This window comes from Rossellomorea sp. FM04394 (assembly GCF_041889765.1).
Taxonomy (GTDB): domain Bacteria; phylum Bacillota; class Bacilli; order Bacillales; family Bacillaceae_B; genus Rossellomorea; species Rossellomorea aquimaris_B.
Map to the genome: position 1 here is coordinate 2,656,611 of NZ_CP168654.1, position 18,061 is coordinate 2,674,671.

General features: G+C 39.4%; 17 protein-coding genes and 1 other RNA gene. 4 read left to right on the plus strand and 14 right to left on the minus strand.

Annotated features, from left to right (window positions below):
• Window positions 1-103: 103 nt before the first annotated feature.
• From ACCB35_RS13405 to ACCB35_RS13445, 9 genes are all read right to left on the minus strand, one after another.
• Window positions 104-2,029, minus strand: a complete 1,926-nt coding sequence (locus ACCB35_RS13405; RefSeq protein WP_374054137.1) for an ATP-dependent DNA helicase — start codon at window positions 2,027-2,029, stop codon at window positions 104-106.
• A 203-nt stretch (window positions 2,030-2,232) separates the two neighbouring features.
• A complete protein-coding gene (locus ACCB35_RS13410) occupies window positions 2,233-2,406 on the minus strand; it encodes a hypothetical protein (RefSeq protein WP_374054138.1) in 174 nt (57 codons plus the stop codon).
• Between the two features lie 95 nt (window positions 2,407-2,501).
• A complete protein-coding gene (locus ACCB35_RS13415; RefSeq protein ID WP_374054139.1) occupies window positions 2,502-3,641 on the minus strand; it encodes a class I SAM-dependent RNA methyltransferase in 1,140 nt (379 codons plus the stop codon).
• Between the two features lie 150 nt (window positions 3,642-3,791).
• An RNA gene (rnpB, locus tag ACCB35_RS13420) (RNase P RNA component class B) lies at window positions 3,792-4,177 on the minus strand.
• Between the two features lie 60 nt (window positions 4,178-4,237).
• Window positions 4,238-4,546: a cell division regulator GpsB gene (gene gpsB / locus ACCB35_RS13425; protein ID WP_044336402.1), complete on the minus strand. Its 309-nt coding sequence runs from the start codon at window positions 4,544-4,546 to the stop codon at window positions 4,238-4,240.
• A 116-nt stretch (window positions 4,547-4,662) separates the two neighbouring features.
• The gene (locus ACCB35_RS13430) at window positions 4,663-5,220 is read right to left on the minus strand and encodes a DUF1273 domain-containing protein (RefSeq protein WP_374054140.1); all 558 of its coding nucleotides are present in this window, start codon (window positions 5,218-5,220) and stop codon (window positions 4,663-4,665) included.
• 256 nt (window positions 5,221-5,476) lie between these two features.
• Window positions 5,477-5,830, minus strand: a complete 354-nt coding sequence (locus tag ACCB35_RS13435) for a CotD family spore coat protein (RefSeq protein ID WP_044336400.1) — start codon at window positions 5,828-5,830, stop codon at window positions 5,477-5,479.
• A 332-nt stretch (window positions 5,831-6,162) separates the two neighbouring features.
• Window positions 6,163-7,422, minus strand: a complete 1,260-nt coding sequence (locus ACCB35_RS13440; protein ID WP_374054141.1) for a ribonuclease H-like domain-containing protein — start codon at window positions 7,420-7,422, stop codon at window positions 6,163-6,165.
• Between the two features lie 44 nt (window positions 7,423-7,466).
• Complete coding sequence (locus ACCB35_RS13445; protein ID WP_374057023.1) at window positions 7,467-9,704, minus strand: DEAD/DEAH box helicase; 2,238 nt, start codon at window positions 9,702-9,704, stop codon at window positions 7,467-7,469.
• 262 nt (window positions 9,705-9,966) lie between these two features.
• On the opposite strand from ACCB35_RS13445, the gene ACCB35_RS13450 reads away from it, so the two are divergent.
• A complete protein-coding gene (locus ACCB35_RS13450) occupies window positions 9,967-10,410 on the plus strand; it encodes an Hsp20/alpha crystallin family protein (RefSeq protein ID WP_374054142.1) in 444 nt (147 codons plus the stop codon).
• Between the two features lie 56 nt (window positions 10,411-10,466).
• Here ACCB35_RS13450 and ACCB35_RS13455 read toward each other — a convergent pair whose 3' ends face one another.
• The gene (locus ACCB35_RS13455; protein ID WP_374054143.1) at window positions 10,467-10,955 is read right to left on the minus strand and encodes a YppG family protein; all 489 of its coding nucleotides are present in this window, start codon (window positions 10,953-10,955) and stop codon (window positions 10,467-10,469) included.
• 203 nt (window positions 10,956-11,158) lie between these two features.
• Between ACCB35_RS13455 and yppF the strand changes: the two genes are divergently transcribed.
• Window positions 11,159-11,341, plus strand: a complete 183-nt coding sequence (gene yppF / locus ACCB35_RS13460; RefSeq protein ID WP_374054144.1) for a YppF family protein — start codon at window positions 11,159-11,161, stop codon at window positions 11,339-11,341.
• Between the two features lie 26 nt (window positions 11,342-11,367).
• Here yppF and ACCB35_RS13465 read toward each other — a convergent pair whose 3' ends face one another.
• The 3 genes from ACCB35_RS13465 to ACCB35_RS13475 form a co-directional block, all read right to left on the minus strand.
• Entirely contained in the window at window positions 11,368-11,724 is a 357-nt protein-coding gene (locus ACCB35_RS13465; RefSeq protein WP_374054145.1) for a YppE family protein, read from the minus strand.
• A gap of 70 nt (window positions 11,725-11,794) precedes the next feature.
• Window positions 11,795-12,049, minus strand: coding sequence for a hypothetical protein (locus ACCB35_RS13470; protein ID WP_374054146.1), 255 nt, complete (start codon window positions 12,047-12,049; stop codon window positions 11,795-11,797).
• Window positions 12,050-12,536: 487 nt separating this feature from the next.
• Window positions 12,537-13,574, minus strand: coding sequence for a DUF2515 family protein (locus tag ACCB35_RS13475; protein ID WP_374054147.1), 1,038 nt, complete (start codon window positions 13,572-13,574; stop codon window positions 12,537-12,539).
• A gap of 115 nt (window positions 13,575-13,689) precedes the next feature.
• On the opposite strand from ACCB35_RS13475, the gene recU reads away from it, so the two are divergent.
• Both recU and ACCB35_RS13485 read left to right on the plus strand, forming a co-directional pair.
• Window positions 13,690-14,298: a Holliday junction resolvase RecU gene (gene recU, locus ACCB35_RS13480; protein WP_374054148.1), complete on the plus strand. Its 609-nt coding sequence runs from the start codon at window positions 13,690-13,692 to the stop codon at window positions 14,296-14,298.
• A gap of 103 nt (window positions 14,299-14,401) precedes the next feature.
• A complete protein-coding gene (locus tag ACCB35_RS13485; RefSeq protein WP_374054149.1) occupies window positions 14,402-17,116 on the plus strand; it encodes a transglycosylase domain-containing protein in 2,715 nt (904 codons plus the stop codon).
• Between the two features lie 284 nt (window positions 17,117-17,400).
• On the opposite strand, the gene ACCB35_RS13490 is transcribed toward ACCB35_RS13485, so the two are convergent.
• The gene (locus tag ACCB35_RS13490; RefSeq protein ID WP_374054150.1) at window positions 17,401-18,051 is read right to left on the minus strand and encodes a hypothetical protein; all 651 of its coding nucleotides are present in this window, start codon (window positions 18,049-18,051) and stop codon (window positions 17,401-17,403) included.
• Window positions 18,052-18,061 lie beyond the last annotated feature (10 nt).

Below are 18,061 nucleotides of genomic sequence, written 5' to 3' on the forward strand. Positions count from 1 at the left end.
TTATCGAATTTGATTCATTTATTATCGTTCACGAACGTAAGCTCTTACACCCAGAAGATCCATTAAAAAAACCGCCCATTAAGGCGGTTTCAACTTTATTTGGCTATGCGTTCAATACTTCAATCCCAACGGGTAAAACGGATTCTACCAATTCTTTATGTGAAGTTTCTGCATCATTCATCAGAACATGGATGCTCCCCTTGTCTTCACTCGTCCGAATCAGACGTCCGACTCCTTGTCTCAAGCGAAGGATCATGTAAGGAATATCCACTTCTTCCACAGAATGAGTGGCATGCTTGCGTTTCGCATCAAAGACAGGGTCCTTTGGAGGGAATGGAAGTGAGTAGATAATGACCTGTGAAAGGGACTCTCCTGGCACGTCCAAGCCTTCCCATAAGTGATAAGAGCACAGGACCGTTGACGTTTCCTGCTGGAACTGCTCTACTGTATCACTGATTTCTCTGTCACCTTCATATATCACATTCCATGCTTGATCAGCCTGTTGCATCTGATACGACCTAAAGGCATTCATTTCATCCTTGGAGGTGAAAAGAATCAACGATTTCCCTTGATTACTCTTCAGTTTGTCCAATACATACTGATTTTTGGAATGTACTCCGGAATTCAGTGAAGGAAGATACGCTTTCATCATGTTCTCGTATTCATATGGGGATTCCACTGAAAATTTTTCATATTTCTCAATCCCCAGTGATTGAGAAACATAAGAGAAGTCTCCTTTATAGGAAAGTGTTGCCGAAGAAAAAATAAATGGGATATTTTGAGAAAAAACCTGTTCTCTGAGAATCTCCTCGACTAATCTCGGCATCACCACAAAGGTGTGCTCTTCCTCTGATGTTTCCAACCAGTAAATTCCTTTTTCATCGTCTAAAAACAGTTTCAACGAATACTGGATCTGTTCCAGATATTCTTCCACTACCTTTAAAAGATAATCATCCATAACGTACATTTCAGATTCAAAAACGAGTTCATTCAACAGGTTTTCTATTTTCTCCGTTATAGCCCTTCCTTGCTTTAATATAGCTTCTGTCCGAATGATGTATTGTCTATCGGAGCCTGACTCCCCTTTGGATTCCTTCTCTAGTAGCCCAAACCACTTTTCATTGTCGAGCATGATATCTTCAATGATATAAAGGGTCTCCTCCCTCATATCTGATGATGACAGCTTCTCCAATAATCCTTCAAGTGTCTCCATCCTCATCCGATAAGTCATCGCTTTTTGAGAAGCAAATTCCAATAAGTGACCTTCGTCAAATACTACAGAGCTTGCTTCCGGCAAAAGTGGTAGCTGGCCTTCCCGTTTACGGGAGTCTTTCGTCCAAATATGTTCCATATAAAAATCATGGGAACAGATGATCAAGTCTGCTGCACTTCGGTAATGTTCGCGATGAAGGGTAAGGCCGCATCGATGACGGTAGGCACATGACATACAATCCTGAAGAGAATCCCAGCCTACACTATTCCATTCATCGTCAGATAGATGAGCATATTCTCTTCTATCTCCATAATGACTGAAGCTTTTCATGGAAGAGTTTTCGTGGACAAAACCCGGTAATTCCTCCCACATGTCCTGGAAATCCTCGTTCAGAGGAAGGTTTTCTTCTAGTTTCTTTATACATAGATATTGCTCTCTGGATTTTGCCAATCGAACATCTATATCAAGGTCCAGTGCCTTCTCAAGCTTCTGGATGTCCCCTTCTTTTTTTACAATCTGCTCAATGAGTGTTTCATCAGCACACGCAATGATTGCCGGCTTACCTGTATATCTGGCATACGATAACGCATATAAGAGATATACAAGGGTTTTCCCCGTACCCACACCTGCTTCTGCAAACATAACCTGTTTGTTTTTATAGGCTTGATTAAGCTGAAAGGCCATAAATACCTGTTCATCCCGTAAATCAAATCCCTTTTCAGGCAATAAATCATAAAACACGTCACCGATCCAGTCGGATAATGCTTCATAAAAGGATTGCTCTTTGGTTAATTCAAATGGTAATTTTCTTCTCATGAGGACCTCCTGCGTTACACAATATTTCTAATTTACTAGAATTCTTTCGAATTGAAAAGATAAAAACGTAATTTATTCATGGCTCTTAAGATGAGCCTTTAGTTTAAAGTTTTCCGATGCCCTTAACAAAAGAAAAGAGACGCTCCATATCAAGGGTAGATCTACCACTTGTATGGATGTCCCTAGTCTCCTTTAGAATACACTCAGTCGTATATTCTCTTTTTTCTTAACAATTCATATTGAAAAGCCTGATCCAGGTTTTTCGCCGCTTCGTGTAAGTCTGGTTGAATGGCTGTTCCTTCTTCACCTGCAGTGGAAGAAATAGAGCTTTGTAATGCCTGATAGATTTTGTGATAATCGATGAAAGAATGGTCCATCCTCTTTCACTCCTCTAAAAATGATAGAACTATTATACGCAGGAATTGAAGAGGATATTCTGACCTTCTTTAACTTTTTTTCGGACTTAAAATGGTTACCCTTTTCTCGGAGGACGCGGGCCAAAGTATTGGTAGTAATCCGTTCGTATAAATCCGTTGAACAATTTACGTTTTTTGGTGGCTTGCTTCCCATAAAATTGTTCAAAATTTTCATGGGACGTCATCATATATACCGACCAGGTTTCCAGTTTTTCAAAGGCTTTGCCCATTTCTTGATACATTTTCTCAACCTCTTTACGTTCACCTAGACGTTCACCGTAAGGAGGATTTCCGACAATGATGCCATACTCCAAATCTGAAGTGAAGTCTCGTACTTGCATTTGCTTAAATTTCACTAAATCCCCAAGACCTGCCTCCATTGCATTCTCTTTCGATACTTCTATCATCCGGTGATCGATATCGGTTCCCAATATTTCAAGAGGCTGGTCGTAGTCAGCCAAATCTTCTGCTTCCAGACGCGTTTTTTCCCATACATCCTCAGGCATCATCGGCCATCTCTCGGACAAAAACTCTCGGTTAAATCCAGGGGCAATGTTTTGACCGATCAATGCCGCTTCGATTGGAATGGTACCTGACCCGCAGAATGGGTCCACAAATGGACGATCAGGATTCCAGGTCGTTAGTTGAATCAGTGCTGCAGCCAGCGTTTCTTTTAAAGGAGCTTCACCTTGTCCAATTCGATATCCCCTTTTGTGAAGACCTTGTCCACTAGTATCGAGGGTGATGCTTGCCACATCTTTATGGATCGCCACCTCAATTTTAAACAAGGGGCCCGTTTCCTCAAGCCAAGATGTACGTTTGTATGCCGTACGTAAACGTTCAACGATTGCCTTTTTTACGATCGCCTGGCAATCAGGTACACTGTATAGCTTGGATTTAACTGATTTGCCCTGTACTGGGAATTCTGCATCGACAGGAAGGAAATTCTCCCACGGCAGTTTCTTTGTATTTTCAAATAGTTCATCAAAGGAGTACGCTTTAAAGTCTCCAACAAGTATCTTGATTCTGTCAGCAGTTCTTAGCCACATATTGGCTCTTGCTATAGCCGTTTCGTCACCTTTGAAGATGACTTTCCCGTTCTCCACCTGACAATCGTAGCCCAGGTCCTTCACTTCTTTCGCGACAATCGCTTCCAAGCCCATCGCTGCCGTCGCTATTAATGTATATGTATTCATTTTGTCACCTCGTTATTGAGTATCTCTATTTAATAGTATTGTCTTGTTTCCCATAAAATAAAAAGGACTGATACAAAAGAGCAGTGTATTACCTGCATGTATCAGTCACTTGCATTATTTAAGCCATATTGCTCTTATCCCGTAATAGTGTTCTGTAAGCCATGTTTTGTTCCGTTGTACTGCAGGCGACTGTTCGTCTCGTACTCGGGTGGTAATCATCTATCTACAAAGGAAATTCCTTTGTCCCTCTCTTCGTTCAATTCCTCCGAGAGGATTCCCCTACCAAATTTGGGTTTCTCGCTCGTGGGGTTTACCTCGTTCCACTCCTGCCATTTCTAACAGGACTTCGTCACTGTGGCACTTTCAAGGTAGTCACACCATATCCAAAAGGACTTAGGTGATTTCCCTGCCGTCAACTCAATACTTGAGCTGCCCTAGCTTATGAATTGGCTAGGCACGAACACTACGTGCATCTCAGCACCGTGCGAGCATGGACTTTCCTCTACAACATTAAGTTGCAGCGATTACCCAAACACCATTAAGGATCAGCAATAACTAATTATACTGTAGTTCCCCCAAGAATTCAACTGGAAATATTAGTCGTATAATTTGTTGCCAAATACATGTTTTTCTAAATTAGACAAGCGCTTGAGAATATCGAAATTCGTTGTGCCTGTCTGTTGAGCAGGAGCAGCGGACCGTTGCTTACTGGCACCCTCTACTTGCTTCTTCAATCGCAGGTTTTCTTGTTGAAGATCTTCTATTTCTTGATGAAAGGTTTCATAATCTTTAATAATCAAATCTAAAAATTTATCTACGTCTTCTTGCTTGTATCCCCTCATACCACTTTTAAATTCTTTTTCAAGGATATCCTTAGCCGTTAATTTCACTTTATCTGAAATCATTATTTTCACCTCTATATTTATCACTATCATTTTTTCAAATAACCATCATTTTGTCAATTGTAATTGTTATCGGGGGTTATAAATTTCCGAATGGTCAATGAGTGATAAAGCCCCCTCTACTCATTCTTCCATTGCTCTTCTTCGACAACCCATTGCAGATCATGGAAGGTAATCGCCCTTATTTCAAAAGATGGATCGGACTCTTTCTTCTTCTTCGCTTCTTGATAGAAGTATTTAGGAGAGCCTTCTTTTTCTTCATCGTACAGTATCACTAACGTTTGGCTTTTTTGCAAGAATAATTGATTTTTGTTTCGAAACTGCTGAGGGCTCTTATAGGGTTCTTTCGAAATAGATTCGATAAAATCCGCTTGAGAAAGGATGAGTTCATAGTATTCCTTATTCTGGTCGTTCCAGTTTTCCTCTTGAGAGATAAAAGGAGTCAGTATAGCCAGTTTAAGATCTGGATAATCTTCTTGAAGTTCAAACACCACTTCTGCCCCCCAAAGTTCTACGCCAAGCTGCCCACTAATGAGCACCCATTCTAATTCTTCATCCAAAAGAGATACTAATTCTTTCTTTAGAGCTTGCTTTATGTAGTAAATCGCTTTGTCATCCTGCTTGAAAATTCCTAACTCAAAGGATTTATACCCGGTTATGCATGCAACATTACTCAAATGCAAAACTCCTTTAGTAAACTTTCAGGGCAAACACGTCTATTTAAAGCTTAGTATACCCTAATCCTTTACACTCTATTGTAACATATTTTACGAATTGCGACGTCATCAATCCTTATATCATATAATATTTACAATCATAAAGAAGAGATGACTCTAATAAGCCTTAGTCACTTTAGCAGAGTAACACGGCGTGTCACTCTGCATTTGAAACTAATCTTTTAGAGGCATCCCTCTGTTATCTTAACTCTGAATATTACCGTCCCATACCATACGGTCCGAATGGTGGTCTTGGACGAGGTCCGAATCCCGGTCCACCTGGGCCTCCTGGGCCAAATCCTGGGCCACCTGGTCCAAATCCTGGTCCAGCAGGTCCTCCTGGTCCCCCTGGTCCACCGCCACAATTAAAGTGTTGGTGTGAAACACTGTCTACTTGTGATTGTGTTTGCGGGAAATAATGTTTATGTTGATACATAACATTATTTACATTTGTCGTGTGAGTAGGGTGAATGTGCGGCACCTCAAAGGTATTGCATGTATGTTTCACACAACATTTCGTCGGGTGCATGACTGCAGGAAGTACTTGATTAGGTCTTGGTCTTTTATACATAGAAACGCTCTCCTTTCATCTCTTAGTTGTTACACTAATAGCCTATGAAAGGGAGAGGGTACATGTACTAATGAAAATACCTATTTTTAGGAAAACAATTCGTAATCTTACATAAAGCTATATAAAGTTTCCGGATAATTGGTAAACACAAAAGCCGTTAAACCAATGACGACAAAGAACAAAATTAAGATTGCCCGGTTCATTTTCATCATCCCATCTAAATATTAAATATTTTCAACACAATTAACTATTTTACAACTTCTTTTGAAAATTCTCAATATAAAAATAAGGAGATTGGACCATTTTTTTAGCATTTTTTAAAAGTTCTAGTGTCATCGGGATGGAAGGTCTGCTTTCTTATTTATTTTTCTAGTTAAACGACTCATTCGATGGTGAAGTTTCCCCATAAAGATTTCGTGTTGTTTCCTGTTCCGGTCTTTGGTTTCATGCATCAAAGATTCTAGCTGCTCACATCTATTCAACGCAAGATTTAGATTCTTTGTTTTGTGTTCATACACTTTAGCCAACTCCAGTAATACGACTTTTCTAATGGAAATAGGGGCTTCTTTCCACATTTCTTCCCATAACTCTACCGCCCTACTCTCTTCTTTCTCTTTTTTGTATTGAAGAGCGAGATGGTGCATTGCTTCATAATTCGGTCGATCACTCTCGTTTATTATCTCTTGGTAACGTTCTTTAGCAATCTCTTTATTTCCCGTATATTCAAGCCACCTTCCGACTTCAAACCGCTCATGTCCAGTTGATTGCTTATGGACATTCAATAATTGAAAAGTCAAATGGGTATAGAGAGTGATCAATGACAATATATCCAGCTCATTATGGGTCATAACCTTAAAAATACCCTCTGGATCTTTACGCTCTATATAATCGAAATAAATCATAGGAGCTAAATACCCCGGAACATCATCCACTCTATTAAACCCAAGAATCTTACGCTCGACGTTGATCAACTTAACGGATTCCAGCTTGTGCTTAAATAATCTTCTGGATCCATGGTAAAGATCAAAATGTCCAAATGCAGGTAATTTGGGAACATGGTCTTTAATGAGTGTATGCCTTGTCTTTACTTGAGGCCAATCGAACGCTTTTCCGTTATACGTTACAAGGGTGTTATAATCCACATTACTTAAAAAGCTGTGATAAAGAGGTATTTCACTTCCCGGTTGCGGCAAAAAGTGCTGGGTCACAATCACTTCTGTTTCTGTCACTTTCCCATGCCCTAATAAAAAGATCGTATTTCCAACTCCTCCACCTAAACCGGTCGTTTCCGTATCGAAGAAAAACATTTCTTCATGATTAAGCCCTTTGGAAGATAAGGGATGCTCCCCGGTAAAATCTTGCCAAGCATCCACCGCTTTAATAAAATCCTTAAATGTGTAATCCCCATGCTGATGATCGATTGAATATCGTTTCTCCCTGACCAGACAAAAATCACCGTCTATATAGTACGCAGTCGAACCATTTTGTTTCCATAAATCAATAAATGGGAAGTCCCTGGCTTCTTGCTCTATCAAGGAAAGCTGAACTTTGTTCTCTTCAGCATCTTCTTCTCTAATAATATGTTTCTTCATTCTTGATAATTTATTTTTAAGAGACAATTCGTTCCCTCCCTCTCTTATTGAAGGAAAAGATGAAGAAGCTTTAATGCATCCAATTTGGCAGTGTCCAGTGAATGATCCGTTCCAATACACGAAGGACAGCCAGTCTGACAAGGACATCTCTCGATCATGTCAGATGTCTCCAGGAGGATTCTCTCCATCTGTTCATACACCTTCTCACTTAAGCCGATTCCCCCGGGGTACCGATCGTAAATAAAGATCGTAGGCTGTTCATTGTGTGCAGCCTTTATTTGAGGGACAACGAAAATATCGCTCGGATCGCACATAACAAATAATGGAATAATTGATTTCAAGCTTTGAGCTGCCCCGATAAGGCCTTCTTCCAGACGCTCCTGACTAAATGAAGCATCATCTTTTAATGAAATCCAGCTGGAACTCGTATGCAGCTCCTCTTCAGGCAAATGGATAGGCCCCGATCCGATATTTTCGTGCGTATCAAATTTGATTTTCTTGAAAATCGTTGCCATTGCCTGAACAGTCACGTCCCCATATGCTACCTCATACATTTCCGACATTCGAGTCTTGTCAGTTTCCAGTACTCTCAATTGTACAGCGAGATTTGCATCGGTGAAATAATCCACATCAACTTCCCTTACATACGCTTTCTTTTCATCCCAATCAAGTTCTTCTACTTGGAATTGAACCCCTTGATGCAAATAAATCGCTTCATCATGCAATAAGGTCATGGCTGAGAAACGATCCATCTCCCCTATTACTTTAACGGCGGAGATATCGGTTTGATCAATAATGATGACATTTTCCTGGGAAGCTGAGCGAAGGCTAATGTTATGAGCAGGAAATACATCATTCATCCAATACCATTTTTCACCATTCTTATGTACCACCCGCTCCTCTACTAAAAATTCTAAAATATCATCAATCTCGTGCTTACCAAATTGTTCACCTTCTTTAAAGGGGAGCTCATAGGCAGCACACTTAATATGATCAATAAGAATAATCAAATTATCCGGATTAATTCTCGCGGTTTCAGGGGTTTGCTCGAAGAAGTAATCAGGATGTTCAATAATGAACTGATCTAAGGGGCTTGAGCTTGCCACCATGATCACCAACGATTCCCCATGTCTTCTCCCAGCTCTACCCGCTTGCTGCCAAGCACTTGCGATCGTTCCTGGATAGCCGGTCATGATGCATACTTGTAATTGACCGATATCGACCCCTAATTCAAGAGCATTCGTACTAACAACTCCGTAGATTTCACCAGTTCGTAAGCCTTTTTCAATCTCCCGGCGTTGAGTCGGGAGATATCCTCCCCGGTACCCTCTGATTGATTTCGCTCCTAATTGACTTTTAACCAATTCTTGTAAGTAGGTAAGAATAATTTCGACTCTTACCCTGCTTCTGGCGAATATGATAGTTTGCACTTTATTCTTCAAAAGCTCACCAGCAATTCTCCTTACCTCAAGAGTCGCACTCCTGCGTATATTCAACGGTTTATTTACAATGGGAGGGTTATAGAATACGAAATGCTTTTTGGCACTGGGTGCTCCGTTATTATCAATCAAATTCATTTTTGTACCGGTTAAGTTTTCTGCCAGCTCTTTAGGATTTGCAATCGTTGCAGAAGTACAGATGAAAATGGGGGAAGCTCCATAAAACTCGCAAATTCGCCTTAATCTCCTGATCACATTGCTTACATGTGAACCAAAAACTCCTCTATATATATGAAGTTCATCAATAATGACGTATTTAAGATTCTCAAAAAGAGAAACCCACTTTGTATGATGAGGAAGAATCGCTGAGTGGAGCATATCGGGATTCGTTATGACAATATGCCCTGCCTTCCTTACTTTCTGACGTATATTAGCAGAGGTATCCCCGTCATATGTATAGCTATTTATAGAAGCTTCTGCCTCTGAAATGATTTCATTCAACTCAGATTTTTGATCTTGTGCCAGTGCTTTTGTAGGAAAGATATATAACGCTCGTGCATCCGGGTTATCCATAATCGTTTGTAATACAGGAAGATTATAACAAAGTGTCTTCCCCGATGCTGTAGGAGTGACCGCGGTGAAGCTCTTTCCTTCCATTGCCAGCTGAAAAGCGGAATGCTGATGGGTATAAAGATTTTCAATTCCTCTTTTTTGCAGCGCTTTTTTTATTTTTTCATTTATCTCATACGGCAGATCGACCAATTGCGCTGGTTTTTCATCTATGGTATTCCAGTGAACAATCTGCTTATTAAAATCATCGTCTTTTTTAAAATGTTCGATCAACTGTTGAAGGTTGTTTTTCTTGAACACAGGTACCACCTCCTCCATTCATTTTACCGAATCTATGTTCGAAACTAAAGTAAAAAAAACACGATTCTTTTACCATAGTTATCCAATTAAAAAGTGAAGGATTGTAAGATGGATGAACTTAGAGACTTCTTTTCCATTTTACAGATGAGTTTATAATGCGATATAGGAGAAATGCACATATTCAGCAGGCATTCATACACTAGTATGAATACGTTTGCCTGAAAGGAGTATACCCATGTCGAACGACAAAAAAGGTTTTGGTGACCTGATGCATTCCATGAACGAATTTTTTCATGAAAGACCTATGAAAGGAATGCTTCAAAGCATTGACGAGTTTTTCACATCATCTTCTAACCCCTTTGGTTCTTTTCCAGTCGAATTAACCGAAACAGACAATTACTATATCATGACTGCTCAACTACCAGGTATTAAGAAAGAGCAGATTCAGCTTGATGTGTTCCCTCAGTTCATTACGATTTCTGTAACCAATAAGGAAGAATTCTCCGAGGAAAATGATCAAAATCAAATGATCAGAAGGAAGCAATCCTTGAAAAAGAGCAGCAGGACCATTCCATTTCCAAGGGTTGTAAATGAAAAGAATGTGAAGGCTTCTCATAAAGACGGACTACTTACAGTGAAAGTGGGCAAGGAATTCGGAAAACGAATACCAATAGAATAAAGGCCCTATTACATTTGAAGAAGGAGCTGCCAAATTGGCAGCTCCTTTTAGTGATCCTAAAGTTTAAATATTCCACCTAAGCCTTTTACCAAAGAGGAAACTTGATTGATAGCCCCCATCATTTGTCCTGTTGTATTCATCATTTTATTAAAATCAAGTGATCCGTCCTGTGATTTGAATGAATTCATGATTGAACTTACTCCTCCAGACGGAGGTTTAGCCATGAAAGAGGCTTTCGGATATGGATTCGCAAATGCCTGCTGTTCCATTGCTTTCATTTGATACGGATTGTATTCTTTCTGCTGAAGAGGATTTTCAAAATATGGATTCATTTGCTGGTGATTCATCTGCTGGTATTGGTTCATTTGAAACGCCGATCCAGGATATTGGGCTTCTGGCTGTTGATAATAACCGGGTTGGAAAGATCCATAATTTGGAGGTCTCATCCCTTGAACATGATAGTTCACTGGTCCCATATTCGTTGGCTGTGAATGATAAAAAGGATAGTAGTTACGCATCTGTCTCTGATTAGGTAAAGAATTCATACTTAGCCCCCTTACTTTATAATGGTTACTATACAGTATGTTTCACCTGGATTAATGGTGAAAGAACCCATAAAGATATTTCGACAAACACAAGAAGAATGTCGGAAGTTACACTATTCTTACAACTTAAAGAAAGGGTTTTCTATGATAGGATAAAAGTAGATGCTTCGCATGAAATATAAGTATAATTGGGAGGAATAAAGATGAACCTGAGTGAACTGCTGAAGAGATACGAAAGTAGTAAACATTATCAAGCAACAGATCAACAAGAACTTCTCACAATGGCCAAAAAACTTTATATTTCTAATGAGATTTCTTTGCACCACTATAAAGAGCTGGCGAAGCAAATTAATAAAATAGAAGAAAAAGCACTTTCCACCCCATAATAAAGAGGCTGCCGATCGGCAGCCTCTTATTTTTCATTCAATTCATCCAATTGTGTTTGCAATACATATGAGACAGATTGATAATGACTGATGAACCGGTTGTAACTCGACTCTGGAAAGAAACAGTGAATCGACAGCATTTCGATATTATCGAACGTGTTTATAATTTGAGGGAAATGCAGGTGTTTTGGCCTTTGTTCCTTGATCCATTTCAAGGACAATTCTTTCCAAGCATCATTTTTAGCTTTTACTTTATCAGCAAAAGGTTTTACTTCGGTGTAAAAGTCCCCTTTTTCACCTGACTCACGTCTGCCTTTATATTCTTTCATCATCTGCTCAACAAGGATGATCAATTCCCCCGTTACTTGCTTCAATTCTTTCAAATAAAGCCCTCCGTAAAAAATGTAGACAAAAATAAAAAGTAGCACAAGGCTACTTTCTTATAAATTCAGTTTAAGACGTCTTATACGATAATTCAAGTTTTTGTAAAACAAAGGACTTTTCTCTATTTTTCATAAGAGCGGTTTTAAATTCCACTTTTCTCTCCACTAAGCTCAATTTACTGTCGATTTTCTGAATCTGGTTCGTTAACGAATTCATTCCTTCTTGCTCTTCAACTGAGATTCGATCGTGCAGACTTTGTTCCAATTGATTTAAACTTTCTTCAATTTCAGCTAATTTTAACATAATATCTTGTTTTGGAAGCATTGTGAATCCTCCCGCCTTTTTTTGGATTAATACTGTAATTCTCTCTTTATGACCTGTTCCCTTCCACCTTGACAAAACTAGAAGCGTTTCGGCAAAGAAAGTGTTAAAAGGACATTCCGTTAATTATGTTTCGACACTCCCTGAATAAAAGCAGAGGAAACAAGAAAATAATATAGGTGGAGGTGTTACTCAATGAAAAATCAGAAAAACAAACAAAACAAACAGCAAACTACAAATTCAGCCCAAACAAAAGCCTCAAAAGGCAACCCTAAACTAGAAGGCGAAAACCGTCCCGCGACATAAAAAAGCGGAGGCGGCTTGCTCAGACCCGACAAGCATAAGACGAACCACCCGGAAAGGCGCACTTGGCCTTTTTGGGTGGTTCGACTTATGACCTCGAGGGTCTAGCCGCCGGAGCTGGCCAAATAAAAAAGCGGAAGGGCTTGACCAGACCCGACAAGCATGAAAAGAAGAGACCGACGCTATTTTAAAGCGTTGGTCTCTTCTTCTTTCCCCTCCACTTACCAATCTTTGTGAATACACCTTTTATGTTTGCCACTTTCTCAAGCTGCCTTTGCTTACGAAAATACCAATGTGATAATTCGATTCTATCGGGAAGTTTTAGCTCTTGATACCATTCCTTATCAATATCTTTTTGAATCGACCAGTCCGTATGGGTCTTCCAATGGTGTGGAATATATACATAAGCCTGATGGAGCATTGGCGTATTCGTTTTGGGCGCACTTTTACAAAACTGTTCGTAGTCCTTTCTAGATCCTGAATGCTCTACTTGTAAAGCGAAATTCAAAAAGGAAGAATGGTAATCAGGTTGAAATAAAATCTTAAATAATCGATTTCCTAACTGGATTCTGTTTTCGATTTTTCTGAAGCCATGGACACTCGCACCTAAAAGCTCTCCCTCTAATGTAGGAAATAGTACGGAGCTGAAATGCAGATGATCTTCTATGAAAAATAGAGATGAGCCAAACACCCTCTTCTTATAAACCTCATGGTCAATGACTGGTTCTTGAATGAGGTGCTGCTCATTAATAATTAGTGAATGAACTAATCTGTGGTCGTCTCTCTCCTCCCAGTAACGATTCCACTCTTCTTCCATGAAGCTTGAAATATGAAATTCTTTAGACAAATGAAACATTTTCTTCTTATATCTCGTCGAATAATGGTAAAGAAGGAGTTGGGGAAACGCATCCTGAAAAATACTCCAGTTCGCTCTTTCGTACGTCATAAATAGAGCATCGCGAGTCGCCGGATGTAAAAGGCGTGGAAAGATATCACCCTTTAAGTCGGTCATATTCCATCCGGCATTTCTTGATACCATCGAAGCCAGAAAAGACCATTTTATTTCCGGATGAAGAAGGAAAAATTTTTGATAAGCCATCGTTCTTGATATATTATCTTGATTGTGCAGATACACTAAATGGTTGATTTCATGAATCCACTCATTTGTACGTTTAGGTTCAGGTATATAGGGTAAAAAGCGATAAGTATTGCTGGATTTTTTCATCCTTTTTATTCCCCTTTCTCCAGTAGTCCTAGAATAAGGAGATTTGTAAACAATTATTCACACAAATTGGAGTGGTTTCTGTTATGATATAGATTAGTCTGCGAGGTGAATTACCATGAAATTCCATTATCCTAATGGAAAGAAATATGTGGAAGCGACATTACCCTCAAAAAAAACAAAGGCCAAACCGAAACAACTATCTTATAGCAACAGAGGTATGACACTTGAAGAAGACATTAATGAGACGAATCAATATTATTTAACGTTTCATAAAGCAGTCATTCACAAAAAACCAACACCAGTCCAAATAGTGGATGTTCACTATCCTTCAAGAAGTGCTGCCGTGATTAAGGAAGCTTACTTTAAACAGCCGTCAACGACGGACTATAATGGTGTGTATAAAGGAAGATATGTCGATTTTGAAGCAAAAGAAACAAAAAACAAAACGTCTTTTCCACTTCAAAACTTTCACGAGCATCAAATCAAACATATGGAAAGTGTCCATAAACAAGACGGCATTACCTTTGTACTAGTAAGGTTTTCGTCTTCGGAAGAAGTATTCCTGCTCCCCTATAAAGCTCTAAGGTTTTACTGGGATCGTATGATAAATGGCGGAAGAAAATCAATCAAGCGAGAAGAACTTGAAGATAAAGGAGTGCCTATTCCTTTGGGACTCCATCCACGAGTGGATTATTTAAAAATAGTTCATCAGTTATATTTTTAGTTTATAAAAAATGAGTTAATCTATAATTTATCTCAATATCAGTAGTATATTTTAAATCTTAGACAATACTAAAAACACAGAAGATTGAAAGTGAGGAAACAATATGGCTGGACAATATAAGTCAAGGGAAGAAAAACGCCTGGCCCAACAAAAGTCAAAATCGACAAAGAGCAAGAAAAAGGGCTCTTTGGTTAAGCGCGTCATTATATCATTATTTATCATCGGTATTATCGGGATGCTTGCTGGCGCTGGATTATTTGCTTATTATGCATCCAGTGCCCCTAAGCTTGATGAAAAATTACTAAAGGATCCGATTGCATCTGAAATTTATGATATGAACGGAGACTTAATCACCACAGTTGGAAAAGAGAAACGGGAGTACGCAAACTTCGATGACATCCCTCAGGTGATGCAAGATGCGGTACTGGCTACAGAAGACAATCGATTCTATAAACATAACGGAATCGACTTGATTCGTTTAGGGGGTGCCGTCATTGCCAATGTAACAGGTGGTTTCGGTTCAGAAGGTGCTTCGACAATTACCCAGCAAGTAATCAAGGGATCTTTTTTAAGCCCTGAGAAAACGTTAAAAAGAAAAGCTCAAGAAGCATGGCTGGCTCTTAAGCTTGAGCAGGAATATACAAAAGAAGAAATCTTTGAGATGTATTTCAATAAGGTGTATATGTCCGCTGGAATTAACGGTATGGCTACCGCTGCAGACTACTATTACGGTAAAGACATCAAAGACATTGAGCTTCATGAAGCGGCCCTGATTGCTGGACTGCCTCAAAGCCCGAACAATTACAACCCTTTCAAGTACCCTGAAAAAGCGGAAAAGCGACGAAATATCGTTCTATCTTTAATGGAGCAGCACGGTAAAATCAATGAAGAAGAGAAAAAGAAAGCACAAGCGGTTCCAATCACTGAGGGATTGGTTTCAGCTGAAGAAGTTGAAAAGAAAAACGGAAACAAATATCCCGCGTTCGTGGATGCTGTTATTGATGAAGTACAAAAAATGGGTGACTACAACCTATTCTCAGACGGTTTAAAGGTCTATACAACCGTTGACCCGGATGCTCAAAAACGTTTGGAAGAAATTTTAGCAGGTGAAAATACCAGCTTCAGTTATCCGGAGAATCCTGAAGAGCCAATGCAGGCCGGGGTAACCCTTATGGATACGAAAACTGGAGAAATCAGGGCGATTGGTGGCGGCAGAGAACAGGATCCAAACGTTCAGCGTGGATTTAACTTTGCGATCGATACAAAACGTCAGCCCGGGTCTACGATCAAACCATTAATAGACTATGCACCTGCAATCGAGCATTTAAAATGGTCGACCTATCATATTTTAAAAGATGAGCCTTATAAATATTCTGATGGAACAGAACTCAATAACTATGATGGTCAATTTAAGGGACCTATCACGATACGTGAGGGCCTCTGGGATTCTCGAAATATTACTGCCCTAAAAGCCTTTCAGGAAGTCGGTCCAGAGAAAGCAGAGGAATTTGTCAATGGTCTCGGATTAAAATTCGATCACTATTATGAATCTGCATCAATCGGTGGTGTGTCTCCCGGCGTAAACTCCGTCCAAATGGCAGGTGCTTATGCCGCCTTTGGTAATGAAGGAATTTACAACAAGCCCCATACGGTTACAAAAGTGGTATTACGCGATGGTGAAACAGAGATTGAAAATGATAACAAACCAAAACCTGCAATGAAAGAATACACAGCTTATATGATTTCTGATATGCTGCAGAGCGTCATTGATCACCCAAGAGGAACCGGTATTTATGCCAAGGTGCCAGGATTACCGATGGCCGGGAAATCAGGTACGACGAACTATTCTCAAGAGGAACGCGAGAAATATGGAATTGCTAAAACAGACGCACCAGATTCATGGTTTGTTGGCTATACGACAAACTATACAGCGGCTGTTTGGACCGGGTATAAGACCCGCTCCATTCCACTCTCACCTAGGGATAGAAGAGTATCACAATACATCGTCAGTGACTTGATGAGCTATGTTCACGATGGAGTTGACACACCTGACTTTAAAAAGCCAGACAGCGTCGTTGAATCCAAAGTTGAACTAGGAAGCAATCCGGCAAGACTACCAAGTAAATACACGCCGGATGACCGGATAATCACGGAGCTCTTCGTCCGTGGAACGGAACCTTCCAAGGTTTCACAAGAATTCGACAAGATTGATTCTCCTTCAAATCTGAAAGGTAAATTCAATAAGAAAGATCAAACCATTACTCTTGCGTGGGATTATGGTAAAGAAAAGGACGTTCAGTTTGAAGTGGCGGTTTCAATAAATGGTGAAGCGAAACAAGTATTAACAACAACAGATAAGAAGGGATTAAATGTTGAAAATATTCAATCCCAAGGAACTTTCACCTTTGAGGTTGTAGCAATTTCAGGAGATCAGCGCAGTAATCCTGCAACGGTTAATGTTGATGTCAAGGCTACTGATGGTGAAGATGAAGAAAACCAGGATGAAAACAATGATGAAAATCAAGACAACAATGGAAATGGGAACGGTCAAGGAAATGGGAATGGTCAAGGAAATGGAAATGGAGAAGATTCAGGTGGTGGTGAAGATACTGGTGGAGACACTGGTGACGACGAAGGCACTACTCCTCCACCTGAAGGAGATGGGACCGGTGATGGAGGTACAGATGACGGCACTGGAGATGGCACCGGAACCGGAGATGGGACTGGAGACGGCACTGGTGACGGCTCAGGTACTGGAGATGGCGCCACGAATGGTGCACCTGCTACCCAATCAGAATCCAGAAGAGATCAAGAATAAAGTAAAAGGCAACGAGAACATATTCTAACGGGTTCGGTTTTGAAGTACAAAATTTGAATTAACAGTGCTTTTCGCACGGCAATTCGCAGTAAAATCAGCAGGCACCTTAGCAGTAAAATTAACACGAAAAAAGCTCGGAGCCATTATGCTTCGAGCTTTTCTTATAGTAGCGGCTTTGTTGAAGATAAGCACCCGTTAGTTTGAGTAGATTTATTCACAAGCTTTTTTATAAGAATGCTATCCCGCTTTCCTTTTATCACGTTTTACGTTGCAGAATAAAATAATTAATCGATAAATTTAAATGTTGCATATTTTCCTTTTTCAATAATGGATTTATATTCTTTACTTCCGTTTTTTTCTTCTAATAATGATTTCATTTTTTCATATTTGTAATTATAATGCCTCTTATTGTTAAATCCAGATACCCGTATTGTAGGATGGTCTAGTAGTGGTTGCAAGTTGCCATCCAAAACATTTGTTTCATAAGGAGAGAATTCGATTAATTTAGGGAAATTATTTAAAAAAGATAAATTATCAATACTTCCGCACGAATAAAGACGGAGAACACGAAGGTTTTTTAGTGACATTAAATCTTGGCCAGGAACAAATTTTTTCGATTGATTAATTTTTAGAATTTCTAAATTATCCGATAAACCAGATAATCCACTGTCACTCGATAATTTAGTACAATAATGTAAATCCAGACGTTTTAAATCTGATAATTTCTCTATACCTTTGAAATCTTGTATATTAGACCAATTTAATTCTAAATACCGAAGTCCTTCAGGAAAATTACTAAAATTCCCAAACTTACTCTTTTTGTGATGCCAGAGAACTAAATATTCGGTATCCTGTGTAACCTGTTCTAACTTTACCTTTTCATTTTGAAAGTTAATAAAACTATAAAGATTTTCAGGGATTTCCTCAAACCACATTGTATTATAT

Excerpts from the sequence above, each read along its gene's own strand:
- ACCB35_RS13485 (WP_374054149.1), top strand. The coding sequence starts at position 14,402 with ATGGCTGGACAATATAAGTCAAGGGAAGAAAAACGCCTGGCCCAACAA.
- ACCB35_RS13455 (WP_374054143.1), bottom strand. The coding sequence starts at position 10,955 with ATGAATTCTTTACCTAATCAGAGACAGATGCGTAACTACTATCCTTTT.
- ACCB35_RS13405 (WP_374054137.1), bottom strand. The coding sequence starts at position 2,029 with ATGAGAAGAAAATTACCATTTGAATTAACCAAAGAGCAATCCTTTTAT.
- recU (WP_374054148.1), top strand. The coding sequence starts at position 13,690 with ATGAAATTCCATTATCCTAATGGAAAGAAATATGTGGAAGCGACATTA.
- ACCB35_RS13490 (WP_374054150.1), bottom strand. The coding sequence starts at position 18,051 with ATGTGGTTTGAGGAAATCCCTGAAAATCTTTATAGTTTTATTAACTTT.
- gpsB (WP_044336402.1), bottom strand. The coding sequence starts at position 4,546 with ATGATTTCAGATAAAGTGAAATTAACGGCTAAGGATATCCTTGAAAAA.
- ACCB35_RS13435 (WP_044336400.1), bottom strand. The coding sequence starts at position 5,830 with ATGTATAAAAGACCAAGACCTAATCAAGTACTTCCTGCAGTCATGCAC.
- ACCB35_RS13450 (WP_374054142.1), top strand. The coding sequence starts at position 9,967 with ATGTCGAACGACAAAAAAGGTTTTGGTGACCTGATGCATTCCATGAAC.
- ACCB35_RS13440 (WP_374054141.1), bottom strand. The coding sequence starts at position 7,422 with ATGAAGAAACATATTATTAGAGAAGAAGATGCTGAAGAGAACAAAGTT.
- ACCB35_RS13410 (WP_374054138.1), bottom strand. The coding sequence starts at position 2,406 with ATGGACCATTCTTTCATCGATTATCACAAAATCTATCAGGCATTACAA.
- ACCB35_RS13415 (WP_374054139.1), bottom strand. The coding sequence starts at position 3,641 with ATGAATACATATACATTAATAGCGACGGCAGCGATGGGCTTGGAAGCG.
- ACCB35_RS13475 (WP_374054147.1), bottom strand. The coding sequence starts at position 13,574 with ATGAAAAAATCCAGCAATACTTATCGCTTTTTACCCTATATACCTGAA.
- ACCB35_RS13470 (WP_374054146.1), bottom strand. The coding sequence starts at position 12,049 with ATGCTTCCAAAACAAGATATTATGTTAAAATTAGCTGAAATTGAAGAA.
- yppF (WP_374054144.1), top strand. The coding sequence starts at position 11,159 with ATGAACCTGAGTGAACTGCTGAAGAGATACGAAAGTAGTAAACATTAT.